The organism is Streptomyces sp. TRD_SC_5 (assembly GCF_056836825.1).
The window spans coordinates 3,917,492-3,941,802 of record NZ_JBWZZS010000001.1; the positions used below are offsets into that span (position 1 = coordinate 3,917,492).

Sequence of the window (24,311 nt, forward strand, 5' to 3'; positions counted from 1 at the left end):
GCACACCCGGTGCTGGCTGACGGTGGTTTAAACAGCCATCCCGTACACGATGGTGAAGAGGGTGCCGAGCGAGCCGATGATGAAGACGCCGGTGAGGCCCGCGACGATCAGACCCTTGCCCTGCTCCGCGCTGAACGTGTCCCTCAGAGCCGTCGCGCCGATCCGCTGCTTTGCCGCTCCCCAGATGGCGATTCCGAGGCAGAGGAGGATGGCAACAGCCATCACGACCTCGATCATGACGCGGGCCTCGTTCCCCAGGGTTCCGAAGGGACCCCAGTTCGGGGCGATTCCACCAATGATGGTGGTGATGTCGCCCTTTTCGGCTGCCAGGTTCATGTAAGTCACCGCCCCTGTCGGGTAGTTCGTCGCCCCCGCCGCACGGCAGGGGTCACGCTCTATCTTCGCTGATGAAACCGCACTGGTATGTCGACTTGGTGGCTGTCTTTGCCCGACCTCCGCACGTATGGCCGGAAGGACCGCGTTGACCTGCGGTGCCTACCGGTTGTATTCGGAAACGCGTATGGTCACTCTGTGTATCACGAGGCGTGACTGCGGGCAATGACTGGCGTTATGCACCTTTGGTGAGGCGGGCGCCGAGGGGCTGCTGGTCGCTTCTGGGGGACGGGGGTGGCTGACCACTGGTTGCGTCTGGGGGTTTCGGGCCGTCCTGAGCGCTCGAGTGTCGGTGGGCCGGGGCGGCGCGTCAAGGGCGCTCCCTGCGGTCGCGTCGCCTGCGGCGATTTCGCTTCGCTCCACCCTTGACCCGCCGCCCCGTCCCACCGCTAACGCTCAACAGGGGACGGCCCAAGAAAAAACGCCCTGCACGACAACTGGGATATGGGCGCGGGTGGGCTCGGTGGCTTGCGGGTTGGTGGGTGGGGCGCGGTCGGTCTAGGGGGCGGCTCGGCCCCAGTCTCAGCGGGTGCGGCGACGGCCGTTGGTGCACCATCCCCAAACCAGACGCACACGGGCACCCACGCCGGTGGACGGCCGACCGTCCGGGTCGACCTGCGGACTGATGTCTGCGCGGGTGGGGCGCGAAGTTGAATGGGGCGACTCGGCGGGTTCGGCGTCCACCCCGGCCGGTGGTCGGTCGAGCGACAAGCACGTGGTCGGGCTTGGTGGGTGGAAGGGCACCCAGGGGCGAGTAGTCCTGTCGACGATCAAGGCCGGGGCGGATGTCCCGGCCGGTGGGGCCGAGGGGCGAGACTCTCGCCCTTCCCGGGCCGGATGCCACACCACCGGCGTGGCATGCGCCTCGGGTGTTGCATTTTTCCGAGTCGGCGTCGGGGCGGATCGTCGGTTGTCGGCTAAAGGCTTCCGCTGCGCCCGGTCAGCGGCTCAAGTCGCTTACGGGAGTGTGTACGGCCGTCGTTGTTGGTGAGCTGCGGTCTCCCATTGCGACGAACTCGACACGTGGCGAATCTCGGCGCCCCTCACGCCTCACTCGTCACAGTCGTTGCGCTTCCGGCCATCGCGGGAGCGTTTCGACCCACGCGCAGGGGGCGGTGGGGGTCGAAAAGGGCTGCCGTTGGGGGGCCGGCTCGGCGGTGTGGCTGGTGAGTTTGGTGTGGCGACTTGACGGTCGCCGGTCGGCTTTCGCTTCCCTGGGGGAACCGGGTCGCCCCACCTGCCGCCCCGGGGGAGCCGGGTGCAACGAACCCAACACTTGGCGAGTCCCAACGCCTCTTCAGTCCCATCCGTCTCAGCCGTATCGCTTCCGGTCGTCATGGGAGCGTTTCGACCCACGGCGGCCCTACGGACCGGGCGCACCGCTCGGATGGTGTGACTGGCGTGGGTGGGATGGCGGGCCGGATCGCCCCCGGGCGGGCCGGGCTTTGTTCCCGGCCGCAGCGCGGCCTGCTGGTCGCAGGCGCGCCGCAGCCATCGGCAGAACCACACCCCTGGACGCCCCTCCACGCACGAAGCCCAGCAACGTGCTTGTGGCCTGGCCGACCACCGGTGGGGGTGGACGCCGAGCCGGCCCGAGTCGCCCCATTCAACTGTCGCGTCCCACTCGCATACGGGATGGTTCGCAGGTCGATCCTCTTGGTGGGCCGCCTACCGGCGTGGGTGTTCGTGTGCGTCCGGAATGGGGGTGGTGCACCAGCGGCCGTTGCCGCACCCGCTGAGCCTGGGGCCGAGCCGCCCCATAGAGCTCGTGCGCCTCACCCACCGAGCCCGTCGCCCGGCAGCGACAGCGCAGCCGATCGCCGGGCCTTTTCCGTGGGCTTCCCCCGGGGGCCGCCCCCCTTAAGCATTGCGGCGGAGGTTCGGCGGTCAAGGGTGGAGCGGAGCGCAATCGCCGCAGGCGACGCGACGCAGGAGCGCCCTTTACCGCCGGGCCTCCGACGCCACCCTCACCAAAGGCGGCCCCCACACCAGACGCAACCAACGCCACGGGCCCGCCGAAGCCCCGGCCTCTTCACCCCTGGGCGCACTCTTACAGCTCATGCGTCCTCTGGTGCCGTGGTTCGTACAGGCCGAGGTCACCGCCTCCCGGGAGTTTGATTACCGTCATCAGCCCCCACCCCTCATCGCTGACCGGCTGCTTGAACTCCACGCCCTTCGCGCTGAGCTCTTCCGCCGTGGCCTTTACGTCGTCACACATCAGGAAGACCGCGTGCGACTCACAACCGTCTCCGGCATCGATGTGGGGAAGCCGAGCACGTCCCGAAAGAACGCCCGGTCCGCTTCGGCGTCGCGGCTGTAGATGATGACGTGAGCACCGTTGATCAGGCGGCGAAGCTACCGGCGTGCGGCGGCGCGGGCCGGGGCGCTCGGGTCGGTGGGGAACCGGCACTCAGACGGTGGGGTTCTCGGCGTCGAGCTCGGCGAAGTGGTCGAATTCGCCGGCCTGTACGCCGAGTACGAACGCGTCCCACTTCTTCTGCGTCGTCGTCACGACGTTCTCCGGGGCGCTGGTCTCGCGGAGGTAGACCAGGTCCTCCGGGCCGAAGGCGATCTCGATCCAAGGGCCGGGCCCTTCTTCACCCTCGGGGGCGGCGCGGATCCAGTCGAGGCCGGTGGGGATCTCAGCCATGGTTCGGGGACTCCTTGCGGTCGCGTAGGAACTTGGCCCAAGTGGCGGGCGTCGTGTGGAGTATCGCCCCGCTGGGGTCGCCGCTCTCGGTGAGTCTGACCGTGCGGCCGGTCGATGTGGTGACGCTGAGGCGGGCGTCGCCTTCTCCGCAGTACGACGACTTCTGCCAGTTGGCGTTCGGCATGGCGGGCCCTTTCAGAGGCGTTGGGCAATCATGTGGATGAAGCCCCGGGAGTCGTCTGGGGCGAGGGCCCCGGGCTCCATGTGGTCGAGCAGCTTTTCGATACTTCTGGAGTTGGGCCTCGGCGTCGAGCAGCACGGCCCCGTGGGGGGCTGGTCGAGGTGCACTGTGTCGAGCTGGGGCATGCTTCCCAGCGCGTACGCGACGGACTGGCCCGTGACGTCACCCCTGACCGGCCAGGGACAACGGGGAGGGATCGTGCTTCCCGGGCCGCTCTCTCTCGTGCTCGCCACCGATTCTCATCCCGTGTGCGGCCCCGGTGGGGCGGACTGAGGGTCACTCAGTGTGTTGGTGCGCTGCGCTGTCTGTACCCGTCACTCACATGGGTAGTTCTAGTGGCATATGCGCATAATGGGACTTTCGGTGGACACGAACTTCTCCGGCACTTCAGCCGCATCCTCAGCTCAGCTCAGCTCAGCTCAGCTCGGAGAAGGAGAGTTCCTCATGGTCGTACGTCACCGGGTCGCCCTCGCGTCGGCCGCCGTACTCGGCGCGCTCGCCATGTCCGTCAGCCCCGCCGTCGCGCACTCCGCCGCGCCGGTCGCCGCGCCCGTGCCTCTCGCCGGGCTCGCCGCGCCTGCCCACTGCGGCTACTACGACGGCAACGGCACGACCCGGCGCGGCCGGTCCGGCGCCGCTGTGAAGGAGGTGCAGTGCCTCATCAATTACTGGGCCGGGGGGCGGCCGCTCGCTGTTGACGGCATCTTCGGGGCTCGTACGGAGAGCTGGGTCGTCCACTTCCAGGACGTGAACGGTCTTCGGGTCGACGGGATCGTCGGGCCGCAGACCTGGGCTGCTCTGCGGGCCGTCTGAATCCGAAGCAGTACGTGAGTGTTGTGTCCGTCACCGCGTGGCGGAGGCGGACGCGGCATTGTGGACGTACGTGAGTGATACGGCATCGGACGCGCGCGCCAAAACTGCTGTGAACCCGTCCCGGATGGGGGAGGGTTGAGGGGTGCGCAAAGTCTGGGTGGCCACTGGGATCGGGATCGGGCTCTGTCTGAGCTTTGTCGCGCTGCTCGTCGTCGGCACCTTTTCCGCGGCCGCGGGGCTGGCCGGCGGTGCGGGTGGCGGGCGGGCGGTCGGGCTGGCCAAGGGGGCCGTGCCCGCGCTCTACCAGCCGCTCGTACAGAAGTGGGGCAATCTCTGCCCGGCCATCAACCCCGCGCTGCTCGCCGCGCAGTTGTACCAGGAGAGCGGCTGGAACCCACAGGCGCAGAGCCCGGCCAACGCGCGCGGCATCGCGCAGTTCATCCCGGGGACGTGGGCCGCGCACGGGGTCGACGGGGACAAGGACGGGGACCGGGACATCTGGGATCCGGCCGACGCGATTCCGTCAGCCGCGACGTACGACTGCCAATTGGCCGGATACGTCAAGAAGGTGCCGGGGGATCAGACCAAGAACATGCTCGCCGCCTACAACGCGGGTGCCTACGCCGTCATCAAGTACGGGGGCGTTCCGCCGTACCGCGAGACGCAGAACTACGTGAAGATCATCACCAGTCTGGAGCAGAGTTTCGCCCGGCCTGTGGGGCGGGTCGAGCCGTCGCGGCAGGCCGCCGGGGCCATTTACTTCGCGCAGAAGAAGCTTGGGACCAAGTATCTGTGGGGCGGGAACGGCACGCCTGAGCAGGGCGGGCGTTTCGACTGCTCGGGGCTGACGCAGGCCGCGTACCGGACCGTCGGGATCGAGCTGCCACGGGTGGCCAACGATCAGTACAACGCGGGGCCGCATCCTTCGAGGGACGAGCTGCTGCCCGGGGACCTGGTGTTCTTCTCGGACGACCTCACCAACTCGCGGGCCATCCGGCACGTCGGGTTGTACGTCGGCGGCGGGTACATGATCAACGCGCCGTACACCGGGGCCGTGATTCGCTTCGACAAGATCGATACGCCGGATTACTTTGGGGCTACCCGGGTGACCGAGGATGGCGCGAAAGCACTTCCCACGGACCTGCCGGAGGACCGCAGCGGCGCGTGACGTGGCTGGAACTCTCCGTTATCGCCACCCTCTGAGCTGCGAAGACGTATCTCTCTTCGATAACGTCATGGTGATCATTCGGTGGAGAGTGGAACGGTGGGGGCCGGCCGGGCGTTCCCTGGACTGGGGAAGTGGAACAGTTCGCGCTGACCACGCAGCACTGTTCGCGTCGCAGTACGGACCACGGCACGGCATCGCATCGACGTATCGCATGGCATCGCATGAACCACGGGGGTTCGCAGGAGCGGCACGCAGACACGTGTGCCGCGCAGCAGGCAACAAGGCAAGGGGCCGCGGCAGATGGCTGGACTCGCACTGGATGGGGCGAACCCCGACGTCAGTCTGCTCTACGACATCAACGGACTTGCGGCGGATGCGCCGCACTGGTTCGACCGGGTCATGGAGTTCGTCGGTGAGTACGGGACCATGTTCGGCATGGTCCTGGTGGCACTCTGGTGCTGGTGGGGCGTGCGCAGGCGTGAGGATGCGGTCACGTCTGTGGCCGGGCTCGTGTGGGCGCCGTTGGCGGCCGGGATCGCGCTGCTGATCAACATCCCGATCCGTGGGTTCGTGGAGCGGCCGAGACCGTTCAACGACCACAAGGGCCTTGAGGTCCTGGTGGCGGGCAAGACGGACTACTCGTTCGTCAGCGACCACGCGACGCTGGCGATGGCCATCGCTGTCGGAGTCTTCGTCGCCAACCGGAAGTTCGGGCTCGTGGCGATCGGGCTGGCCGTCGTGGCGGGCTTCTGCCGCGTCTACGCGGGCGTGCACTACCCGACCGACGTCATTGGCGGATTCGCCCTCGGTACGGCCGTGGCGCTGCTGCTCGCGCCGGTCGCGATGGCGCTGCTGACGCCGCTCATGGCGGCGATCGCGCGTTCGCAGAAGGTGGGCTGGCTCGTACGGGCGAAGGGGTCCGTGGAGCGTGGTGGGGCGAGCGCGGGTTCGGGGTCGGGGTCGGGCGACGGTGGGGCGGCGATGGTCCCGGCGCCGCGCGCCGGAGACAACGAGCGCAATGACCTAGCTGCCTGACGGGGTGTCCGGATTGCAGGTTACGTCGGTCTACAGGGCCTGGGGGAAGTCGAAGAGCCGGTCCGGGTCGTAACGCTTCTTCAGCTGCGTCAGACGGTCCGCCGCCGCGCCGTAGTACGCCTTCCGCCAGTCGGTCAGGGTCGCGTCCGTGTAGTTCTGGTACGCGGCCCCGGAGGCGTACCGGCGCATCGCTTCATGGGCGTTTTTCAGCCAGGTCTGCTGGGCCGTGCCCGCCGTGCCCGCCCGCCACGCGCCGATGTACTGGGCGAGTACCCGTGAACGGCGGTGCACGAACGCCGTCGCGAGCGGGTCCACGCGGTTGACCGCTCCGCCGAGCGCGGTCAGCGCGATGCTGCCGGCGCCGCCCTCGGACACGGGGAGCCGGGTGAACGCCTCGGTCTGGGCGAGCAGTGCGCGTACCCCCGCCGGCGGGAGCGATCGGTCGAAGAAGTCGCTGCGGGCCGCGTACGTCTCCCGGCCGAGGGCGCCCTGGGGTGTGCGGCCGGGGGTGGTGCCCGGAAGGTGGCACTGGGCGTCGCTGAAACCGGCGCAGCCGGCGTACACGAGCATCGACTCCTGGAAGCTGCGGCGGCGCAGCGAGACGGAGCGGGCGGGGGCGCCGATCTTGTCGGCGAGGCGGTCGACGGCGTTCTGGAGATCGGTGTGGGTGCCGAGCGAGAACGCGGAGACGGAGACGTTGGGCGTCGGGCCGCCCGGGCCGGCGGCGAGGTGCGCCGACGACCAGATCTCGTCGGGCTGGTCCGGGCCCCACTCCTGCCAGACGGTGACGACGGCCTGCGCCTTCGACCAGGGCCAGGAGAGGAACGCGGTGACCGCTTCGGGGGCGGGGTGGGTGCGGAAGGTCAGCTCGGTCACTACGCCGAAGTTGCCGTTTCCCGCGCCGCGCAGGGCCCAGAAAAGGTCCGGGTTCTCGGCCGACGTGCAGTCGAGGCGCTCGCCCGCGGCGGTGATCAGGGTCGCGGAGGTGAGGCTGTCGCAGGTCAGGCCGTACGCACGGGAGACGACTCCGTGGCCGCCGCCGAGGGTCAGGCCGGAGATGCCGACGGTGGGGCAGGAGCCGGCGGGGATGGTGCGGCGGCCCTGGCGGGCCAGGCCCTGGTAGACGTCGATGAGCTTGGCGCCGGCGCCGATGGTTGCGGTGGTACCGGTCGCTTTGACTTGGGCGAGCTTCGATACGTCGATGACGAGGCGGCCGGTGCCGGTGGACCAGCCGGTGTAGGAGTGGCCGCCGTTGCGGATGGCTACGGGGGTGCGGTGCGCTGTGGCGAAGGCCAGGCATTCCTTGACGTCCGCGTCGGATGCGACGTAGGCGACCGCGGCGGGCTTCAGGTTGTCGAAGCGGGTGTTGTAGAGCTGGCGGGCGGTCTTGTAGGCGGCGTCCTCGGGGCGGACGAGCGGGCCGTCGAGGCTGCGGGCGAGAGCGGCCCAGGTGGGGGTGGTGGAGGGGGGTGGGGTTGGCGTCGCGGCGGCGGCCGGGGTGCGGGTGGCCGGGCCGGGGCCTTTGGCGGTGCGGCTGCCGGTGTCGGGGCCGGTGGTGGCGCCGGTGCCGGTGCAGGCGGCTGCGGCTGCGGTGGCCGCGAGGGCCGTGGCCGAGGTGAGAAGTGTGCGCCGTTCCATGTTGTTGCCTCCCGGAGGCGAGACGGCTTTGCGTCGGAACGGGTTCCTGCGGAGGCGGAGTTTTCCGGTGGCGGCGCGGTGCGGTGCGGGTGGTGCAGTGGAGTTTCCCCAGCCCCGCCCCTTCCCGAAACCGGGGGCAAGCCCCCGGCCCCCCGGAGCAGGTGAGGCGCGGGGCGCCCCCACACCCCCTGCACGGCAGCTTCGCGCCGCAGCCCGCGTGGCCGTAGGCGCGGCAGCGTTGCGCTGCTGTGCGCGCGGCAGCTTCGCGCCGCATACTCGCGTGGTCGCAGGCGCGGAGTTCTTCGCCGCAAGTCGATGGCCGCCATCTGTCCTCGGGGGCGCGGCGGTGTGCCGCGCCCCTTTCGTGCGGGGGCGTTCGTTGTACGGGCGAGCGGCGGGGTCAGGTTATTTGTGCGTGTTGCTCCGCGTCCGTGCGGGCTCGGTCGCGGGAGCGGCGGGCCGGGCCGCGCCAGCCGCAGGAGCAGTGGGCGAAGCAGAAGGAGCCGCGTTCGGTTGTGCCGGTGCGGTGGGTGGTCGCGTCCGGTGTGGCTTCTTGAAGCACGCGTTCACCGTACCGTCGCCGGTTCGTCCCAGGTCCGTCGGCCTCCTCGTCGGCAGTGGGTTTGCTTCGGGCGTGACCGGGGTCGTGGGGGGTCGTTAGGAGGGGCGGGTGGGATTGGACACCGGGCAGTAGTGCGTTGGGGGTTGGCGGCGATGGTGGTGCAGCAGCACAGGAGCAAGGGCGGGGCGGTCGCTGTGGCCGTCGTGGCCGGGCTGATCGCGACCTCCTCCGGATGTTCCGGTGGCGGAGCGGTCGCCGAGGACCAGCAGGGCGGTGACCCCCTCGTCAGCGTGCGCGGCGCCGCCGATGCGCTGGTCGCCGCCGGGAGCTCCAAGGCTCGTACGTCCATGGTCATGGCCACCGGCGGCACCCGCGTCACCATCCGGGGCGAAGGGGCGTACGACTTCAAGAAGCCCATGGGGCAGCTCAAGGTGCTGCTGCCGCCCGACCCCGACGGCGCGGACAAGCACCGGCCCATCACCGAGCTGCTCGCGCCCGGTGCGCTCTACATGAAGAACCGGGGCGCGGGCGTGCCCGCCGACAAGTGGGTGCGGATCGACACGACGACGCTGGACGACGGGAATCTGGTCACCGGCGGCGCCACGGATCCGCTGGCCGCCGCGGAGTTGCTGCGCGGGGCGAAGGAAGCGACGTACGTGGGACGGGCCGATGTCGCCGGCACCGGCGTCCGGCACTATCGCGGGGTCACCGACATCGGCCGCGCCGCACGCGTCGCCTCGCCGCATGTGCGCGGCGCGCTCGCCGCCGCGGCGAAAGGGTTCTCCAAGGACGCGGTTCCGTTCGACGCCTATCTCGACGACCAGGGGCGGCTGCGCAAGGTCCGCCACCGGTTCGACTTCGCCAACGCGGGACGCACGGTGGCCGTCGCCTCCACGACGCTGCTGTACGCGTTCGGGGCGCCGGTCGAAGTGCGGCTGCCCGCCGGGCGGGACATCTACGCCGGGAAGATCCAGGCGTAGGGCGGCAGGGCGCAGGGCGCGCAGGGACGCGGCACGCTCCGGCGTGGGTGGCGGGGAAATGGTCCGTCCGTGCCATGCGCCGGGCGTGCCGCGCTGCCTACGCTAGGAAGCCGACGACGGCTGAAAGAGGTGATGCACGTGGCTCCGCTTCGCAGTACTACGCCCGTCCAGGACCACATCGCCCTCGCCGAGATCGAGCTGTGCGGTGAGTTGATGATCGCGGCGTCCGCCGCAGACGGGGAACGGCTCAGCCCGGACCGTATCGACGAGGTGCTGATGAACGTGGATGCGGCGTCGGCCGGGGCGGCGGAGCGTTCGTCCTGAGCGTGGCGACGGCCGACTGCCGGGCGGGGGCCGTGCCTCCGCCCGGGCCCGGCTCGGCTCAGGTCCGCAGCAGGCGGGCGATCGCCTTGGTGGCCTCTTCGACCTTCTCGTCGATCTCTCCGCCGCCCTTGACCGCCGCGTCCGCCACGCAGTGCCGCAGGTGCTCCTCCAGGAGCTGGAGGGCGAAGGACTGGAGCGCCTTCGTCGACGCGGAGACCTGGGTGAGTATGTCGATGCAGTAGACGTCCTCGTCGACCAGCCGCTGCAGGCCGCGGATCTGGCCCTCGATCCGGCGCAGGCGCTTGAGGTGCTCGTCCTTCTGCTTGTGGTAGCCGTGCACACCGAGGTCGTGGTCGGTCACCACGGCTTCGGAGGCTCCGGAGGGCGCTTCGGTCGTCGTCGCGCCGGCCGCTTCGGTGGTCGTCATCGCGTCCTCCCGTTGTCCTGAAAGGGGCTGTATACCCCTCGCGGGTATATGGTAACGAATTTTGTGGGTAAGGGCTCGGGGGCCCGTACAGAGCACTGTGCCTGATGGGCGACACTGAAGAACGCCGGTTAGCCGTGGCCGGATGATGCGCCTAGCATCACCCTGACCGAATCCAATGCACCCCGAGGACCCCACGTGCGCTTTCGTCTGACCCCCAGGGAGACGAGCTTCTACGACATGTTCTCCGCATCCGCGGACAACATCGTCACGGGCTCGAAGCTCCTCATGGAACTGCTCGGAGCGGACTCCTCCGCCCGGGTCGAGATCGCGGAGCGGATGAGGGCAGCGGAGCACGCGGGGGACGACGCGACCCACGCGATCTTCCACCAGCTCAACTCCTCGTTCATCACGCCGTTCGACCGCGAGGACATCTACAACCTCGCGTCGCAGCTTGACGACATCATGGATTACATGGAGGAGGCCGTCGACCTGGTCGTGCTGTACCAGATCGAGGAGCTTCCCAAGGGTGTCGAGCAGCAGATCGAGGTCCTGGCGCGGGCGGCCGAGCTGACCGCCGAGGCCATGCCGCACCTGCGGACCATGACCAATCTGACCGAGTACTGGATCGAAATCAACCGGCTTGAGAACCAGGCCGACCAGATCCACCGCAAGCTGCTCGCGCACCTCTTCAATGGCAAGTACGACGCCATGGACGTGCTCAAGCTGAAGCAGATCGTGGACGTACTGGAGGAGGCGGCCGACGCCTTCGAGCACGTCGCCAACACGGTCGAGACGATCGCCGTCAAGGAGTCCTGACCTCCGGTGGACACCTTTGCGCTCATCGTGACCATCGGGGTCGCGCTCGGATTTACGTACACCAACGGCTTTCACGACTCCGCGAACGCCATCGCGACTTCGGTTTCCACGCGGGCGCTGACCCCGCGCGCGGCCCTCGCCATGGCCGCCGTGATGAACCTCGCCGGTGCCTTCCTCGGCAGCGGCGTCGCCAAGACCGTCAGTGAGGGGCTCATCGAGACCCCGCACGGTGACAAGGGGATGGGAATCCTCTTCGCCGCGCTGGTCGGGGCCATTGTGTGGAACCTCGTCACCTGGTACTACGGTCTTCCTTCGTCCTCCTCGCACGCGCTCTTCGGCGGCATGGTGGGCGCGGCGCTCGCGGGCGGCACCGAGGTCATCTGGACCGGGGTGCTGGAGAAGGTCGTCATCCCGATGTTCATCTCGCCGTTCGTCGGGCTGCTGCTCGGCTATCTGGTGATGGTCGTCATCCTGTGGATGTTCCGGAAGTCCAACCCGCACAAGGCGAAGCGGGGCTTCCGTATCGCTCAGACCGTCTCGGCCGCCGGCATGGCGCTCGGGCACGGCCTTCAGGACGCGCAGAAGACCATGGGCATCGTGGTGATGGCGCTGGTCATCGCCGATGTCGAGGGTCAGGGCGACGCGATTCCGGTCTGGGTCAAGATCGCTTGTGCGGTGACGCTTTCGCTCGGTACGTACGCGGGTGGCTGGCGGATCATGCGTACGCTCGGCCGCCGGATCATCGAGCTGGACCCGCCGCAGGGCTTCGCGGCGGAGACGACGGCCGCGTCCGTGATGTACACGGCCTCGTTCATGTTCCACGCGCCGATCTCGACGACGCATGTCATCACCTCCGCGATCATGGGCGTCGGCTCCACCAAGGGCTCTCGCGCCGTGCGGTGGGGTGTCGCCAAGAACATCGTGATGGGCTGGTTCATCACGATGCCGGCCGCCGCGCTCGCTGCTGCCGCGACCTACTGGATCGTGCTGCTGGCCTTCGGGTAGTCGCAGCCCAAGCCAAATGGGCCCGCCCCCGCTCCTTGTGAGGAGCTGGGGGCGGGCCCTTTGCCTTGCGGTGGCACCGCCATGCAGCACCGCAGGACAGCCATGGCGGCCGGCTTCTAGCCGAAGCGGCCTAGCCGAAGCGGCCGGAGATGTAGTCCTCCGTCGCCTGGACGGACGGGTTGGAGAAGATCCGCTCGGTGTCGTCTATCTCGACGAGCTTGCCGGGCTGGCCGATCGCCGCGAGGTTGAAGAACGCCGTACGGTCCGAGACGCGCGCCGCCTGCTGCATGTTGTGCGTCACGATGACGATCGTGAAGCGCTCCTTCAGCTCGCCGATCAGGTCCTCGATGGCGAGGGTCGAGATCGGGTCCAGGGCCGAGCAGGGCTCGTCCATGAGGAGGACCTGCGGCTCGACCGCGATGGCGCGGGCGATGCACAGACGCTGCTGCTGGCCGCCGGAGAGGCCGGAGCCGGGCTTGTTCAGGCGGTCCTTGACCTCGTTCCAGAGGTTGGCGCCGCGCAGGGACTTCTCGACGACCTCGGCCAGTTTGGCCTTCTTGTACGAGTGGTTGAGGCGCAGGCCCGCCGCCACGTTGTCGAAGATCGACATGGTGGGGAAGGGGTTCGGGCGCTGGAAGACCATGCCGACCGTGCGGCGTACGGCGACCGGGTCGACGTCCTTGGCGTACAGGTTCTGGTCGTCCAGGAGGACCTTGCCCTCGACGCGGCCGCCGGGGGTGACCTCGTGCATCCGGTTGAGCGTGCGCAGGAAGGTGGACTTGCCGCAGCCGGAGGGGCCGATGAAGGCCGTCACGGAGCGGGGCTCGACGGTCATCGAGATGTCGTCGATCGCCTTGTGGTTGCCGTAGTAGGCCGACAGGCCGCTGATGTCGATTCGCTTGGCCATCTGAATCACTGCTTTCTGCTGGCCTTAGCGGCCGGTGCTCGGGGCCTTCCAGCGGGCGATGCCGCGGGCCACCAGGTTGAGGATCATGACGAAGGCGATCAGGACGAGCGCTGCTCCCCAGGCCCGGTCGACCGATGCTTCGGTGCCGACGATGTACTGCTCGTACACATACAGCGGAAGCGAGGACTGAGCGCCTTCGAAGGGGTTCGGGTTGATCAGCTTCGTACCGAAGACGAGCAACAGAACCGGGGCGGTCTCACCCGTGATACGGGCCACCGCGAGCATCACACCGGTGGTGATTCCGCCGATCGCGGTCGGCAGCACCACCTTGAGGATAGTCCGCCACTTGGGGACACCGAGAGCCAGAGAGGCCTCGCGCAGCTCGTTCGGTACGAGCTTGAGCATCTCCTCGGTGGAACGGACGACCACCGGCATCATCAGGATCGCGAGGGCCAGCGCGCCGGCGAATCCGGAGGGCCCGAAGCCCAGCATCAGATTCCAGGTCGCGAGGATGAACAGGCCCGCGACGATCGACGGGATGCCCGTCATGACGTCGACGAAGAAGGTGACGGTCTTCGCCAGCCTCCCGCGCCCGTACTCGACCAGATAGACCGCGGTGAGCAGGCCGATCGGGGCGGCGATCAGGGTGGCGATGCCGACCTGCTCCAGGGTGCCGAGCAGGGCGTGGTAGATACCGCCGCCCTCGTCGGTGTCGAGCAGGCCGCTCATCGAGTGGGTGAGGAAATACCCGTCGAGGACCTTGGCGCCCTTGGAGATCGTGACCCAGGCCAGTGAGAGCAGCGGGACGAGGGCGAGGATGAAGCAGACCCAGACGAGGCTGGTCGCGACCCGGTCCTTGCCCTGGCGGCTGCCCTCCACCTTGGTGGTGATGGCGAAGGTGGCCAGTACGAAGATCAGGGCGGCGAGCATGCCCCACTGGACGCGGCTGTGCCAGCCGGCGACGAGGCCGAGGCCGATACCGGCCGCGACGGACCCGGCGGCGATGGCGGTGGGGGCCCAGCGGGGGAGGCGGGCGTGGGCGAGCGACGCGTGCAGCGTGGGGGACACCGGGCGCTTGTCCATTACCTGGCTTGTCTGGTTCATGCGTTGGCCCCCGAGTACTCCTTGCGGCGGCCGATGATCCAGCGGGCCGCTCCGTTGACGAGCAGCGTGATGACGAAGAGCACGAGACCGGAGGCGATCAGGGCGTCGCGGCCGAACTCGTCCGCCTCGTTGAACTTCGCGGCGATGTTCTGCGCGAAGGTGCCGCCGCCCGGGTCGAGCAGCCGGCCGGAAATGATGAAGCTCGGCGAGAGCACGACGGCGACGGCCATCGTCTCGCCGAGGGCGCGGCCCAGGCCCAGCATCGAGGCGCTGATGATGCCGGAGCGGCCGAAGGGGAGGACGGACATCCGCATGACTTCCCAGCGCGTGGCACCGAGGGCCAGGGCGGCTTCCTCGACCATCTTCGGCGCCTGGAGGAAGACCTCGCGGGTGACGTTGGTGACGATCGGCAGGATCATGATCGCCAGCAGGATGCCGACCGTGAAGAGGTTGCGGGCGACGCCGTCGCTCGTCTTGTCGAAGATGTACGTCCAGCCGAGGTACGTGTCGAGCCACTTGTTGAGGCCGTCCAGGTACGGGACCAGGAAGACGGCGCCCCACAGGCCGTAGATGATGCTCGGGACCGCGGCCAGCAGGTCGACGACGTACGCGAGCGGCGTGGCGAGCCTGCGCGGCGCGTAGTGCGAGATGAACAGCGCGATGCCGATCGCGACCGGCACGGCGAGGGCCATCGCGATGATCGAGCTGACGATCGTACCGAAGAGGAGGACGGCGATGCCGAACACCGGCGGGTCGCCGGCCGGGTTCCACTCGGAGGTGGTCAGGAAGTTGGCTTCGTCCTTCGAGAGGGCGAGGCCGGTGCGGTAGGTGAGGAAGGCCGCGATGGCAGCCATGATCACCAGGAGCGCGATTCCGGACCCCCGCGACATGGCGAGGAAGACGCGGTCACCGGCGTGGCTGCTGCTCTTGGACGCGAGCTTGGTGCCGGGTCCGGGCGGCGGTGGGGCGGACGATGCTGTTTCGGTTGCTATATCCATCGGTTTTCTCCGGTCTGCGGAGCCGGTGAGGGCTCCTGGCGGCGGTGCACCGGAAGGCGCGGCCGGCCCCGGGTGGCGGGGCCGGCCGCGGCCGGGGTCAGGAGAGGGTGGGGACGATCTCGCGGACCTTCGTCGCGATCTCGGCCGGGAGCGGCGCGTAGTCGGCGTCGGCCAGGACCTTCTGGCCCTCCTCGCTGACGGCGTAGTTCAGGAAGGCCTTGAGGGCGGGCAGGTTCTCTGCCTTGTTGCCCTTGTCGCAGGCGATCTCGTACGTCACCAGAACGATCGGGTAGGCGCCCTCGGCCTTGGTGGCGTAGTCGAGGGAAAGGGCCAGGTCCTTGCCGGTGCCGGTGACCTTGGCGGCGGCGATGGCCTTCGAGGCGTTCTCCGTGGTGGCCTCGACCGGGGCGGAGGCGCCGGTGTCGACCTTGACGGTGTTCAGCTTGTTGGCGGTCGCGTAGGACAGCTCGAAGTAGCCGATCGCGCCGTTGGTGCCCTTGACGTTGGAGACGACGCCGGAGGAGCCGTTGGCGGCCTGGCCGCCCTTGGCCGGCCACGACTTCGACTTCGGGTCGTACTTCCAGTCGCTCGCGGCGGCGGTGTTGAGGTACTTGCCCAGGTTCTGGGTCGTACCGGACTCGTCCGAGCGGTGGAAGGCCTGGATCGTGGTGTTCGGGAGCTTGGCGTCCGGGTTGAGCTCGGCGATCGCCTCGTCGTTCCACTTGGTGATCTTCGAGTCGAAGATCTGCGCGAGCGTCTTGGCGTCGAGAACGAGGTCGTCGACGCCCTCCAGGTTGTATCCGATGGCGACCGGACCGCCGACCATCGGCAGGTTGATGCCCTGGCCGCCCTTGCAGATCTTCTTCGACTCGGTGACCTCCTCGGGCTTGAGCGCCGAGTCGGAGCCGGCGAAGGCGACCTGACCCTGGTTGAACTTGGTGATGCCGCCACCGGAGCCGATGGCCTGGTAGTTGACCTCGGTGCCTGCACAGGCGGCCTGGAAATTCTTGACCCAGAGGTCCATCGCGTTCTTCTGCGCGGTCGAGCCGGCTGCGAGGAGCTGGCCCTTCGCGTCGTCGCACTCGATGTTGGCTGCGGCGTTGGTCTTCTCGCCGGAGCCACCGGTCGAACCGGTGTTGTCGTCGGAGCCGCACGCCGTGAGGACCAGGGCGCCGGAGACGGCGAGGGCGCCGAGCGCGGTGGCGCGAAGCCGGTTCTTGCGCTGAAGCTTCACTTTCGGGTGTTCCTTCCAGGAGCCGCCGGGCCTGGGTGGTGGCGGCGTGCGAAGAGGTAGTCGTACTCGGGTCCCAGCTGCGCAGTGAGGTGGCCATCTCTCGATGTGCCTCGCACTGTGTACGTCCGAAATTAGGCAGAACAGGTGAAGCCGTCGACGGGGGAGAGTGAACGGGAGGTGAACCGTGCCGAACGGTGTGGTGTGCGGGGGCGCCTCGCGGCGGGCGATGGGGGTGCTGTGCGGTGGGGCGGGGTGCTTGCTGTGCTCTTGCTGTGCGGTGCCGGGAGGGCCGTGGCCTGGGCGGGTTCGGTGGGCCGGGGGATGCTCCCCGTGCGGAGGGTGCCCGAAACGCGGCGGTCTGCGCCGTTGCGCGGCTTGACGCCCACCACCCGCCCGCCCGTTCTACGGGGGTCAAGGGGTGCGAACGGGTGCGAACCCTGGTGGGCGGTCCGGGGCCGCACCTCATGGCTCGGCGGTGTTTACGCGTGGTGGAGGGTGGCCAGGAGGGCGTCCACGAGGTCGCGGTCGCGGGGTTGCGTCAGATGGTTTCTGGCCGCCGTGGGGGAGAGCCAGAGGATCCGGTCCACCTCGTCGCTCGGGATGAACGCGCCCCCCGTCGCCTCCGCCGCCCAGTACGACACCCGCTTCGGGCGGCCGTTCGCGACGTACCGCAGAGTGGGCAGCCGCGCCCCCGGCTCGCAGTGGTGGCCCGTCTCCTCCAGGACCTCGCGCAGCGCGCCCGCCAGCTCGTCCTCGCCGTGCTTGAGCTTGCCCTTGGGATGCGACCAATCATCGTATTTCGGGCGGTGTACGAGGCAGATCTCCAGGCAGCCGTCGCCCGGCGACCGGCGCCACAGCACGCAGCCGGCGGCGAGGACCGTGTCCGCGGGGTCGGTCATGGTGCCGTCGCCGTCGCTGTGGCCGGCTGCCACACCTGCTGGAAGGCGAAGCGGGCCGCCTCGACCTCGTGCCGCTGGTCGGCGTGGAGGACACCGAGGGCGTACGCCGTCGCCGGGGCGATGCGCGGGGTACGGGCCGCCGATGCGGCCGCGGTGGCCGCCTCGGCCGCGTCCCGGTGGCGGTCGAGGGCCTGCGCCGCGGGGAGTGCGTCGGCGGGGGCCGCGACTACCTCCTGCGCGTAGCGGTGCAGGCGCAGGAGGAGGCGTACGTGGTGCCAGGGGGCATCCTGCGCCTCGCTGCTGGGCGCTGCGGCGAGGCCGTGGACGAGTGCCTCGGCGTTGTACGGGTGCGAGGCGCGGCCCAGCGGCAGTGCGGCCACCGCTTCCCTCAGCCGCTGCTCGGCGCCCGTCGCCAGCGGTGCGAGCACTTCGGCGGCGGGCGCGGCGGCGGCGGGGCCGAGCGGAACGTCCGAGGCCAGTAAAGCCACGGCGTCGGCGACCGCGTGGAACCGCGAGGAACCCAGCGCCTGAAGCGCCGCCGAGTGTGCCCGCGTCCTGGCCAGCGTCAGCTGCCGCTCCAGGAGCGCACCGGCCCGGGCGGCGCCCACGGTCAGCGAGCTCCCGGGTTCCGAACGGCCACCGCCGCCACCGCCACCGCGCGCCGAGGGCACGGGGGCCGCGCCCGCGCCGCCCCCAGCCCCCGAAAGCCGGTTCAGGGCTTCCAGCAGCCGGCTGAGGCGGGCCGCGTAGGCGTGCTCGCGGGCCAGGGTGCCGGTGAGCCAGGCCAGCTCTGCGCGCAGGGTGTCCGCCCAGCCGGTGTCGGTCAGCGGCCGGAACGTGTGCAGCGTCCCGCTGATCCGCCGCGCCGAGCCGCGCAGCGCACGGGCAGCCTCGACGGCGTCCGCCGCGCCCTGCGCGTCCTGCCCACTCTCGCGGTGCAGGCGCAGACTGCGCAGGAAGTCGGCGGCCTGGGCGTGCAGGTACGGCGCCAGAAGCTCATGGGAGAGCACGTCCGCCGGAAGCCCCCGCCGCCGCAACCCCCGTCCGGCTCCCCCTTCACCGGCGCCGCCACCGGGGCGTCGGCGTTCACCGTGAAGGCCGCCACCGGGGCCGCCCGCACCGGGAAGGTCGCCGGTGGTGAGGTCCTCGCTGGTTGGGGCCTCGCGGGGCAGGTCCCCGGTGGGAGGCCCGGCGGGCGGAGCGGCGCTCGGTGGGCCCTCGTCCGGCAGTTTCCCGGGCCCCGCATGCGGAGGGGCCGGGTCGGTGTCCGGGCGGGGGCGGGGTCGGGCCGCGGTGTCATGGTTTCGCACGCCGGCGCCTCCGGGCGTCAATGAGCATCTCCTGTACGTGCCGCAGCGGCTGTCCCTCGGCGTCCGTCGCGCGGCGCGTCCAGTTGCCGTCGGGGCCGAGGTGCCAGGAGGACGTCGAGTCGGACATTCCGGTTTCCAGCAGCCTGCTCAGTGACGCCCGGTGGGCCGGGTCGGTCACCCGCACCAGAGCCTCTATGCGGCGGTCGAGGTTGCGGTGCATCATGTCGGCGCTGCCGAACCAGACTTCGGGCTCGCCGCCGTTGCCGAAGGCGAAGATCCGCGAGTGTTCGAGGAAGCGGCCGAGTATCGAGCGGACCCGGATGTTCTCCGAGAGGCCGGCGACTCCGGGGCGTATCGCGCAGATCCCGCGTACCCAGATGTCGACCGGCACGCCCACCTTCGCCGCCCGGTAGCACGCGTCGATGATCGCTTCGTCGACCATCGAGTTGACCTTGATCCGGACGTACGCGGGACGGCCCGCCTGGTGGTGCGCGGCCTCCTTGTTGATACGGGCGACCAGCCCGTCACGCAGGGACTTGGGGGCCACGAGCAGCCGGCGGTAGGTCTCGCGCCGCGAGTAGCCGGACAGCCGGTTGAAGAGGTCGGAAAGGTCCGCGCCGACCTGCGGGTCGGCGGTCAGCAGCCCCAGGTCCTCGTACAGGCGGGCCGTCTTGGGGTGGTAGTTGCCCGTACCGACGTGCGAGTAGCGGCGCAGCAGGTCGCCCTCCTGCCGGACGACGAGGGACAGCTTGCAGTGGGTTTTCAGGCCCACCAGGCCGTACACGACATGGCAGCCGGACTCCTCCAGCTTGCGCGCCCACTTGATGTTGGCCTGCTCGTCGAAGCGGGCCTTGATCTCGACGAGTACGAGGACCTGCTTGCCGGACTCGGCCGCGTCGATCAGCGCGTCCACTATCGGGGAGTCGCCCGAGGTCCGGTACAGCGTCTGCTTGATCGCGAGCACGTCCGGGTCGGCCGCCGCCTGCTCCAGGAAGGCCTGCACGGAGGTGGAGAAGGAGTCGTACGGGTGGTGCAGGAGTACGTCGCGCTCGCGCAGGGCGGCGAAGACGTCCGGCGCGGACGCCGACTCGACCTCGGCGAGCTCCCGGTGAGTGCCCGCGATGTACTTCGGGAACTTCAGCTCCGGCCGGTCCAGCGCCGCGATCCCGAACAGCCCGGTCAGGTCCAGCGGGCCGGGCAGCGGGTACACCTCGGCGTCCGACATCTTCAGCTCGCGGACGAGGAGGTCAAGGACGTACGGGTCGATCGACTCCTCGACCTCCAGCCGCACCGGCGGCCCGAAGCGGCGCCGCATGAGCTCCTTCTCCAGCGCCTGGAGGAGGTTCTCGGTGTCGTCCTCCTCGACTTCGAGGTCCTCGTTGCGCGTGACCCGGAACATGTGGTGCGCGAGCACCTCCATCCCCGGGAAGAGCTCCTCGAGGTGCGCGGCGATGACGTCCTCGAGGGGTACGTACCGCTGCGGCGACGCCTCCAGGAAGCGGGACAGCAGCGGCGGCACCTTGACGCGCGCGAAGTGGCGGTGGCCGCTGACCGGGTTGCGTACGACCACGGCGAGGTTGAGGGAGAGCCCCGAGATGTACGGGAACGGGTGCGCGGGGTCCACCGCGAGCGGGGTGAGGACCGGGAAGATCTGCTGGCGGAAGAGCGTGAAGAGGCGCGCCTGCTCCTTCTCGGTCAGGTCGGGCCAGCGGATGAGGTGCACGCCCTCGTCGGCGAGGGCCGGGGCGATGTCCTGCTGGTAGCAGGCGGCGTGCCGGGCCATGAGCTCGCGCGAGCGGGTCCAGATCAGCTCCAGCACCTCGCGGGGCTGGAGACCGGACGCGGACCGGGTGGCGACACCGGTCGCGATACGGCGCTTGAGGCCGGCGACCCGGACCATGAAGAACTCGTCGAGGTTCGAGGCGAAGATCGCGAGGAAATTCGCTCGTTCGAGGAGGGGGGTGGCAGGGTCCTCGGCCAGTTCGAGCACCCGCTCGTTGAAGGCCAGCCAGCTGCGCTCCCGGTCGAGGAAACGGCCCTGGGGCAGCTCTGTGTCGGCCTCGGCGTCCTCTACGTACGTATCCAGATCGGCGTCGATGTCGGGATCCAGATTCGTCACCGGCGACCCCGCCAGGGTGTGCGGGCGGTGCGCGGCGATGGAACCGACGGACGGCTGAGCATGCTGGACAGGGACATCGGCGCTCGGCTGCTGGCTCATGAACCCATTGTTCCGCGCGTAGGGGTTTCCGGGCGCGCCGAGAAGGGGTGATGTGCGGGAGGTTCTCCCGTTCGGGGAGGGTGGCACAGCGGGCTGCATTCCGAGAGGGTCGCAAGCGTGTCTGAATACGCGGTAACGGAGACATGACGTGCAGGATGCGGGGCCGGGGCCGCCGGGGCCGCCGGGATGTGTCCCGGCGGCCGTTCGCTCCCCCCGGTCAGGTGCTCCGGCGGCGCAGTACGTAGAACGCGGCGGCCGTCAGCAGGACCGCCAGGGACAGCACGATGCCGGTCTCCACGAGCTGCAGCGGCCAGAAGTTCGACGCGGGGTGGTACTCGCGGAAGCTGGTGATGCCGTGGTCGGCGTAGCACTGCTGGACGTCGTTGCTGCTCCAGCACTGCTCGCCGGAGACGCGCTCCCCGTCGGCGTTGGTCATCCAGTCCGCGACGGGAAAGGCGCCTTCGGGCGTGTCCAGCGTGAGCCTGGTGGGACCGCTGATCGTCGTGGTGGTCCAGAGCCCGCTCCGCGCGTTGGCCAGCGCCACCATGACGGCGCCGGTGACGAGCGCGGTGACGGCCATGGCGGGCACGGTGCGGCGCACCAGCAGCCCGACAAGCGCGCCGACGGCCACGGCGAGCAGGGCGTACGCGACGGAGACCGGGCCGATCGCGGTATAAAAGTGCGGTTCGTACCAGCTGTGGCCGTACACGTCCTTCCCCACGTACATCCAGCCCCAGCGGTAGACCCCGGCCAGCAGGGTCACGCCGGCGAGTACCGCGAGCGCGGTCACCGTGAGCTTCGCCGTGAGCCAGCGGGCGGGCGTCACCGACTGGGTCCACAGCATCTTGTACGTGCCGCTCTCCAGCTTGCGTGCGACCATCGGCCCCGCCACGAACGCCCCGACGAGCAGCGGGATCAGCAGCATGCCCACTGCGCCGTTCTCCATGACCCACATGCTGGTGCTCTGGACGCTGCTGTACTGGGAGATGTCGTCGCTGCAGCGTGTGATGTCGCCGTCCGGGCACTTGGCCTGCGCGGACGCCATCCAGACGCGCAGTGCGACGACGGTCCCGGCGGACGCCACGAGCAGGGCCAGGGTCACCCACAGCGGGCGGCGGTGCTGTCGGACCGTGACCCAGGCCGGGCCGCGGAGTGTGATCGCGCTCATTCGCCCGCCACCGCCCCCGCCGCTGCGGCGCTGGGGGTGAGCAGGGCGGGCGCTCCGGGGGAGCGGAGGTGGGCGAGCAACAGTTCCTCCAGGGACGGTTCCATGGTCTGCCAGTCGTCGCGGACCGGGCCCTCGCGGCGGACGAGCGCCGTGAGCTGACGGCCGGTCGTACGGGACTCGACGACCGTGTGGGGGGCCAGGTCCCGTACCGGGCCGGTGAGCAGGGTGTGCGCCGCGAGGATGTCCTCCGTCTCGCCGCCCAGCCGGACCCGGCCGCCGTCGACGAGCAGCAAGTAGTCGCAGGAACCCTCCAGTTCGGCGAGTACGTGCGAGGACATCACGATGGTCGTGCCGCGCTCGGCGGACTCCGCCATGAGCGCGCCCATCAGCTGGTGGCGGGCCAGCGGGTCCAGGTCGGCCATCGGCTCGTCCAGCAGCATCAGCTCCGGCCGCTTGCCGAAGGCGAGGGCGAGCGCGAGGCGGGTGCGCTGGCCACCGGAGAGGCTGCGGACGCGGGCGTGCGGGGCCAGATTTCCCTCCTGTACGATCCGGTCGGCCGCCGCCGCGTCCCAGCGGGCGGGGTTGAGTTCGCGGCCCATGCGCAGGGTGTCCCGGACGCTCAACTGCGGCAGCAGTGGCTTGTCCTGGGCGACGTAAGCGACCCGGGAGCGGGCCTCGGCCGGGGAGACGCCGAAGATGCGTACCGTGCCCTCGGTGGGGCGCAGGAGGCCGGCCGCGGTGGCCAGGAGCGTCGACTTGCCGGCGCCGTTCGGTCCGGCGAGTGCGCAGATACGGCCCATGGGCACGCGGAAGGAACACTCGCGCAGGGCCCAGCTGTCGCCGCGCCGTCTGCCGTAGGTCTTGCCGAGGCCGGTCGCCTCGATCGCCGGTGTCATGCGTCGTCCCCCATGGTGTCCAGTACGGAAGTGAAGAGCGCGGCCATGTCGTCCCTTTCCAGGCCGGCCTCGCGGGCCCGCGAGGCCCACTCGGTGAGCTCGGCGCGCAGCGAAGTGTCCGCGGTGGCCTGCCCTCCCCCGAGGGAGCGGGTGACGAACGTGCCGAGCCCGCGCCGGGCCTCGACCAGGCCCTCGCGTTCCAGCTCGCGGTACGCCTTGAGCACGGTGTTCGGGTTGATCGCCGTCGCCTCGACGACCTCTCGGGCCGTCGGGAGTTTGTCGCCGGGCTCCAGCAGGCCCAGGCGGAGGGCGTGTTTGGTCTGCTGCACGATCTGGAGGTAGGTGGCGACGCCGGTGCGCCGGTCGATGCGGAACTCGACCACGTGGGCTTGCACCCCCTTTCACTAATTAAGTAGTGGAAGGGTGGTGCAAGAAAGGGGGCGGTGTCAACAGACCCCGCCCCCCACCCTGTTGCTGACGACCGGTTACGACTCCGTGCGGTACATCAGATCCGTCTCGTGCGTGCTGAAGCCGAGCCGCTCGTACACCGTCACCGCCGCCGTGTTGTCCGCGTCGACGTAGAGCATCGCCGTCGGCGCGCCCTGCGCCGCCAGGTACCGCAGGCCCGTCGCGGTCAGGGCCTTGCCGAGGCCGCCGCCCTGCGCGTCGGGGCGGATGCCGACGACGTACACCTCGCCGAGCTGCTCCTCGGCGTGCACCTTCGTCCAGTGGAAGCCGACGAGCTCGCCGTCGCGCTCCGCCAGGAAGAAGCCCTTGGGATCGAACCACGGCTCGGCCTTGCGGTCGTCCAGGTCGCGCTGCGTCATGCCGCCCTGCTCGGGGTGGTGCGCGAACGCGGCCGCGTTCACGGCCAGCCAGGCGGCGTCGTCCTGCCCCGGCACGAAGGTGCGCACGCTCACGCCCGCCGGGTACACCGGTTCCGGGATGTCCAGCGGGGTCAACGGACGCCGCATCTGCCGCAGTTCGCGAAAGAGCGTGAGCCCGAGCACCTGCGCGAGGTGCCGCGCCGCCGACTTCCCGCCGTGCGCCCAGACCCGCAGCCGCTTGCCCGACGCGTCCATCACGGTCGTGCCGAGGGTGCGGCCGTGCCCGTGACCACGGTGCGAGGGGTGTACGACCAGCTCGGCGGCCGGCGCCTCGACGGGATCGGTGTCCTCCAGCTGCGCGTAACCGAGGAGGGGCCCTTCGCCGACGTACAGCAGGAAGTGCCGGATCCCTTCCCGGTGCCCGCCGCGCAACTGGAGCCGGCCCTGCTCGGAGACGGCCTGCATGCCGTCCGCGTGGGCGGCCTCGTCGAGCAGCGCCAGGACCTCCTCGGCCTGCGCCTCGTCGAGCGCGTCGAGGGTCTGGATCTTCCGGAGGAAGGCGGGGGTCGTGGGGTCAGTCGTCATGAGTACGAGCGTACGGCGGCGGTGCTGCGGCAGGGGTGAGCCGGTTCCGCTCTTCGTCATGGAGCAGGTCGTCGACGACCGGCCCGTAGAAGCCGAACACTTGGAGATGGCGT

General features: G+C 69.8%; 25 protein-coding genes. 7 read left to right on the forward strand and 18 right to left on the reverse strand.

The window, feature by feature from the left end:
• Positions 1–27: 27 nt before the first annotated feature.
• The 4 genes from AC1P0E_RS18230 to AC1P0E_RS18245 form a co-directional block, all read right to left on the reverse strand.
• Positions 28–336, reverse strand: coding sequence for a hypothetical protein (locus tag AC1P0E_RS18230; protein WP_028814667.1), 309 nt, complete (start codon positions 334–336; stop codon positions 28–30).
• A 2,107-nt stretch (positions 337–2,443) separates the two neighbouring features.
• Entirely contained in the window at positions 2,444–2,611 is a 168-nt protein-coding gene (locus AC1P0E_RS18235; RefSeq protein ID WP_482743217.1) for a VOC family protein, read from the reverse strand.
• A 192-nt stretch (positions 2,612–2,803) separates the two neighbouring features.
• Complete coding sequence (locus AC1P0E_RS18240; RefSeq protein WP_482743218.1) at positions 2,804–3,043, reverse strand: DUF397 domain-containing protein; 240 nt, start codon at positions 3,041–3,043, stop codon at positions 2,804–2,806.
• A complete protein-coding gene (locus AC1P0E_RS18245) occupies positions 3,036–3,227 on the reverse strand; it encodes a DUF397 domain-containing protein (protein WP_482743219.1) in 192 nt (63 codons plus the stop codon). The genes AC1P0E_RS18240 and AC1P0E_RS18245 overlap by 8 nt, the downstream gene beginning before the upstream one ends.
• Positions 3,228–3,728: 501 nt before the next feature.
• On the opposite strand from AC1P0E_RS18245, the gene AC1P0E_RS18250 reads away from it, so the two are divergent.
• From AC1P0E_RS18250 to AC1P0E_RS18260, 3 genes are all read left to right on the forward strand, one after another.
• On the forward strand, positions 3,729–4,097 hold the full coding sequence (locus AC1P0E_RS18250; RefSeq protein WP_482743220.1) for a peptidoglycan-binding domain-containing protein: 369 nt from the start codon (positions 3,729–3,731) through the stop codon (positions 4,095–4,097).
• Between the two features lie 157 nt (positions 4,098–4,254).
• Positions 4,255–5,265, forward strand: coding sequence for a C40 family peptidase (locus tag AC1P0E_RS18255; RefSeq protein ID WP_482745798.1), 1,011 nt, complete (start codon positions 4,255–4,257; stop codon positions 5,263–5,265).
• 300 nt (positions 5,266–5,565) lie between these two features.
• Positions 5,566–6,300 (forward strand): phosphatase PAP2 family protein, encoded by a 735-nt coding sequence (locus tag AC1P0E_RS18260; protein ID WP_482743221.1) that lies wholly within the window; start codon positions 5,566–5,568, stop codon positions 6,298–6,300.
• 30 nt (positions 6,301–6,330) lie between these two features.
• Here the strand turns inward: AC1P0E_RS18260 and AC1P0E_RS18265 are convergent, their stop codons facing one another.
• Together AC1P0E_RS18265 and AC1P0E_RS18270 are read right to left on the reverse strand one after the other, a co-directional pair.
• The gene (locus AC1P0E_RS18265; RefSeq protein ID WP_482743222.1) at positions 6,331–7,938 is read right to left on the reverse strand and encodes an FAD-binding oxidoreductase; all 1,608 of its coding nucleotides are present in this window, start codon (positions 7,936–7,938) and stop codon (positions 6,331–6,333) included.
• A gap of 400 nt (positions 7,939–8,338) precedes the next feature.
• Positions 8,339–8,500: a hypothetical protein gene (locus tag AC1P0E_RS18270; protein ID WP_482743223.1), complete on the reverse strand. Its 162-nt coding sequence runs from the start codon at positions 8,498–8,500 to the stop codon at positions 8,339–8,341.
• 152 nt (positions 8,501–8,652) lie between these two features.
• On the opposite strand from AC1P0E_RS18270, the gene AC1P0E_RS18275 reads away from it, so the two are divergent.
• Positions 8,653–9,480, forward strand: a complete 828-nt coding sequence (locus tag AC1P0E_RS18275) for an SCO4651 family lipoprotein (RefSeq protein ID WP_482743224.1) — start codon at positions 8,653–8,655, stop codon at positions 9,478–9,480.
• A gap of 132 nt (positions 9,481–9,612) precedes the next feature.
• A complete protein-coding gene (locus AC1P0E_RS18280; protein WP_482743225.1) occupies positions 9,613–9,804 on the forward strand; it encodes a hypothetical protein in 192 nt (63 codons plus the stop codon).
• Positions 9,805–9,862: 58 nt separating this feature from the next.
• On the opposite strand, the gene AC1P0E_RS18285 is transcribed toward AC1P0E_RS18280, so the two are convergent.
• Positions 9,863–10,231 carry a metal-sensitive transcriptional regulator gene (locus AC1P0E_RS18285; RefSeq protein WP_214901758.1) on the reverse strand — a complete coding sequence of 123 codons (369 nt, stop codon included), beginning with the start codon at positions 10,229–10,231 and terminating at the stop codon, positions 9,863–9,865.
• Between the two features lie 195 nt (positions 10,232–10,426).
• On the opposite strand from AC1P0E_RS18285, the gene AC1P0E_RS18290 reads away from it, so the two are divergent.
• Entirely contained in the window at positions 10,427–11,047 is a 621-nt protein-coding gene (locus AC1P0E_RS18290; protein WP_482743226.1) for a DUF47 domain-containing protein, read from the forward strand.
• Between the two features lie 6 nt (positions 11,048–11,053).
• Positions 11,054–12,052, forward strand: a complete 999-nt coding sequence (locus AC1P0E_RS18295; protein WP_482743227.1) for an inorganic phosphate transporter — start codon at positions 11,054–11,056, stop codon at positions 12,050–12,052.
• A gap of 130 nt (positions 12,053–12,182) precedes the next feature.
• Here AC1P0E_RS18295 and pstB read toward each other — a convergent pair whose 3' ends face one another.
• The 11 genes from pstB to mshD form a co-directional block, all read right to left on the reverse strand.
• Positions 12,183–12,959 (reverse strand): phosphate ABC transporter ATP-binding protein PstB, encoded by a 777-nt coding sequence (gene pstB / locus AC1P0E_RS18300; RefSeq protein WP_482743228.1) that lies wholly within the window; start codon positions 12,957–12,959, stop codon positions 12,183–12,185.
• 24 nt (positions 12,960–12,983) lie between these two features.
• Positions 12,984–14,063: a phosphate ABC transporter permease PstA gene (gene pstA, locus AC1P0E_RS18305; protein WP_482743229.1), complete on the reverse strand. Its 1,080-nt coding sequence runs from the start codon at positions 14,061–14,063 to the stop codon at positions 12,984–12,986.
• Positions 14,060–15,061: a phosphate ABC transporter permease subunit PstC gene (gene pstC / locus AC1P0E_RS18310; RefSeq protein ID WP_482743230.1), complete on the reverse strand. Its 1,002-nt coding sequence runs from the start codon at positions 15,059–15,061 to the stop codon at positions 14,060–14,062. The genes pstA and pstC overlap by 4 nt, the downstream gene beginning before the upstream one ends.
• A gap of 97 nt (positions 15,062–15,158) precedes the next feature.
• Positions 15,159–16,295 carry a phosphate ABC transporter substrate-binding protein PstS gene (gene pstS / locus AC1P0E_RS18315; RefSeq protein ID WP_482743231.1) on the reverse strand — a complete coding sequence of 379 codons (1,137 nt, stop codon included), beginning with the start codon at positions 16,293–16,295 and terminating at the stop codon, positions 15,159–15,161.
• Positions 16,296–16,774: 479 nt separating this feature from the next.
• Positions 16,775–17,194, reverse strand: a complete 420-nt coding sequence (locus tag AC1P0E_RS18320; RefSeq protein WP_482743232.1) for an NUDIX hydrolase — start codon at positions 17,192–17,194, stop codon at positions 16,775–16,777.
• Positions 17,191–18,231, reverse strand: coding sequence for a CHAD domain-containing protein (locus AC1P0E_RS18325; RefSeq protein ID WP_482745799.1), 1,041 nt, complete (start codon positions 18,229–18,231; stop codon positions 17,191–17,193). Before AC1P0E_RS18325 ends, AC1P0E_RS18320 begins: the two co-directional genes overlap by 4 nt.
• Before the next feature lie 259 nt (positions 18,232–18,490).
• Positions 18,491–20,722, reverse strand: a complete 2,232-nt coding sequence (locus AC1P0E_RS18330; protein ID WP_482743233.1) for an RNA degradosome polyphosphate kinase — start codon at positions 20,720–20,722, stop codon at positions 18,491–18,493.
• 217 nt (positions 20,723–20,939) lie between these two features.
• Positions 20,940–21,890, reverse strand: a complete 951-nt coding sequence (locus AC1P0E_RS18335; protein ID WP_482743234.1) for an ABC transporter permease — start codon at positions 21,888–21,890, stop codon at positions 20,940–20,942.
• Positions 21,887–22,786: an ABC transporter ATP-binding protein gene (locus AC1P0E_RS18340; RefSeq protein ID WP_482743235.1), complete on the reverse strand. Its 900-nt coding sequence runs from the start codon at positions 22,784–22,786 to the stop codon at positions 21,887–21,889. Before AC1P0E_RS18340 ends, AC1P0E_RS18335 begins: the two co-directional genes overlap by 4 nt.
• Positions 22,783–23,169, reverse strand: coding sequence for a GntR family transcriptional regulator (locus AC1P0E_RS18345; RefSeq protein ID WP_482745800.1), 387 nt, complete (start codon positions 23,167–23,169; stop codon positions 22,783–22,785). Before AC1P0E_RS18345 ends, AC1P0E_RS18340 begins: the two co-directional genes overlap by 4 nt.
• Positions 23,170–23,271: 102 nt before the next feature.
• Entirely contained in the window at positions 23,272–24,198 is a 927-nt protein-coding gene (gene mshD / locus AC1P0E_RS18350) for a mycothiol synthase (RefSeq protein WP_482743236.1), read from the reverse strand.
• Positions 24,199–24,311 lie beyond the last annotated feature (113 nt).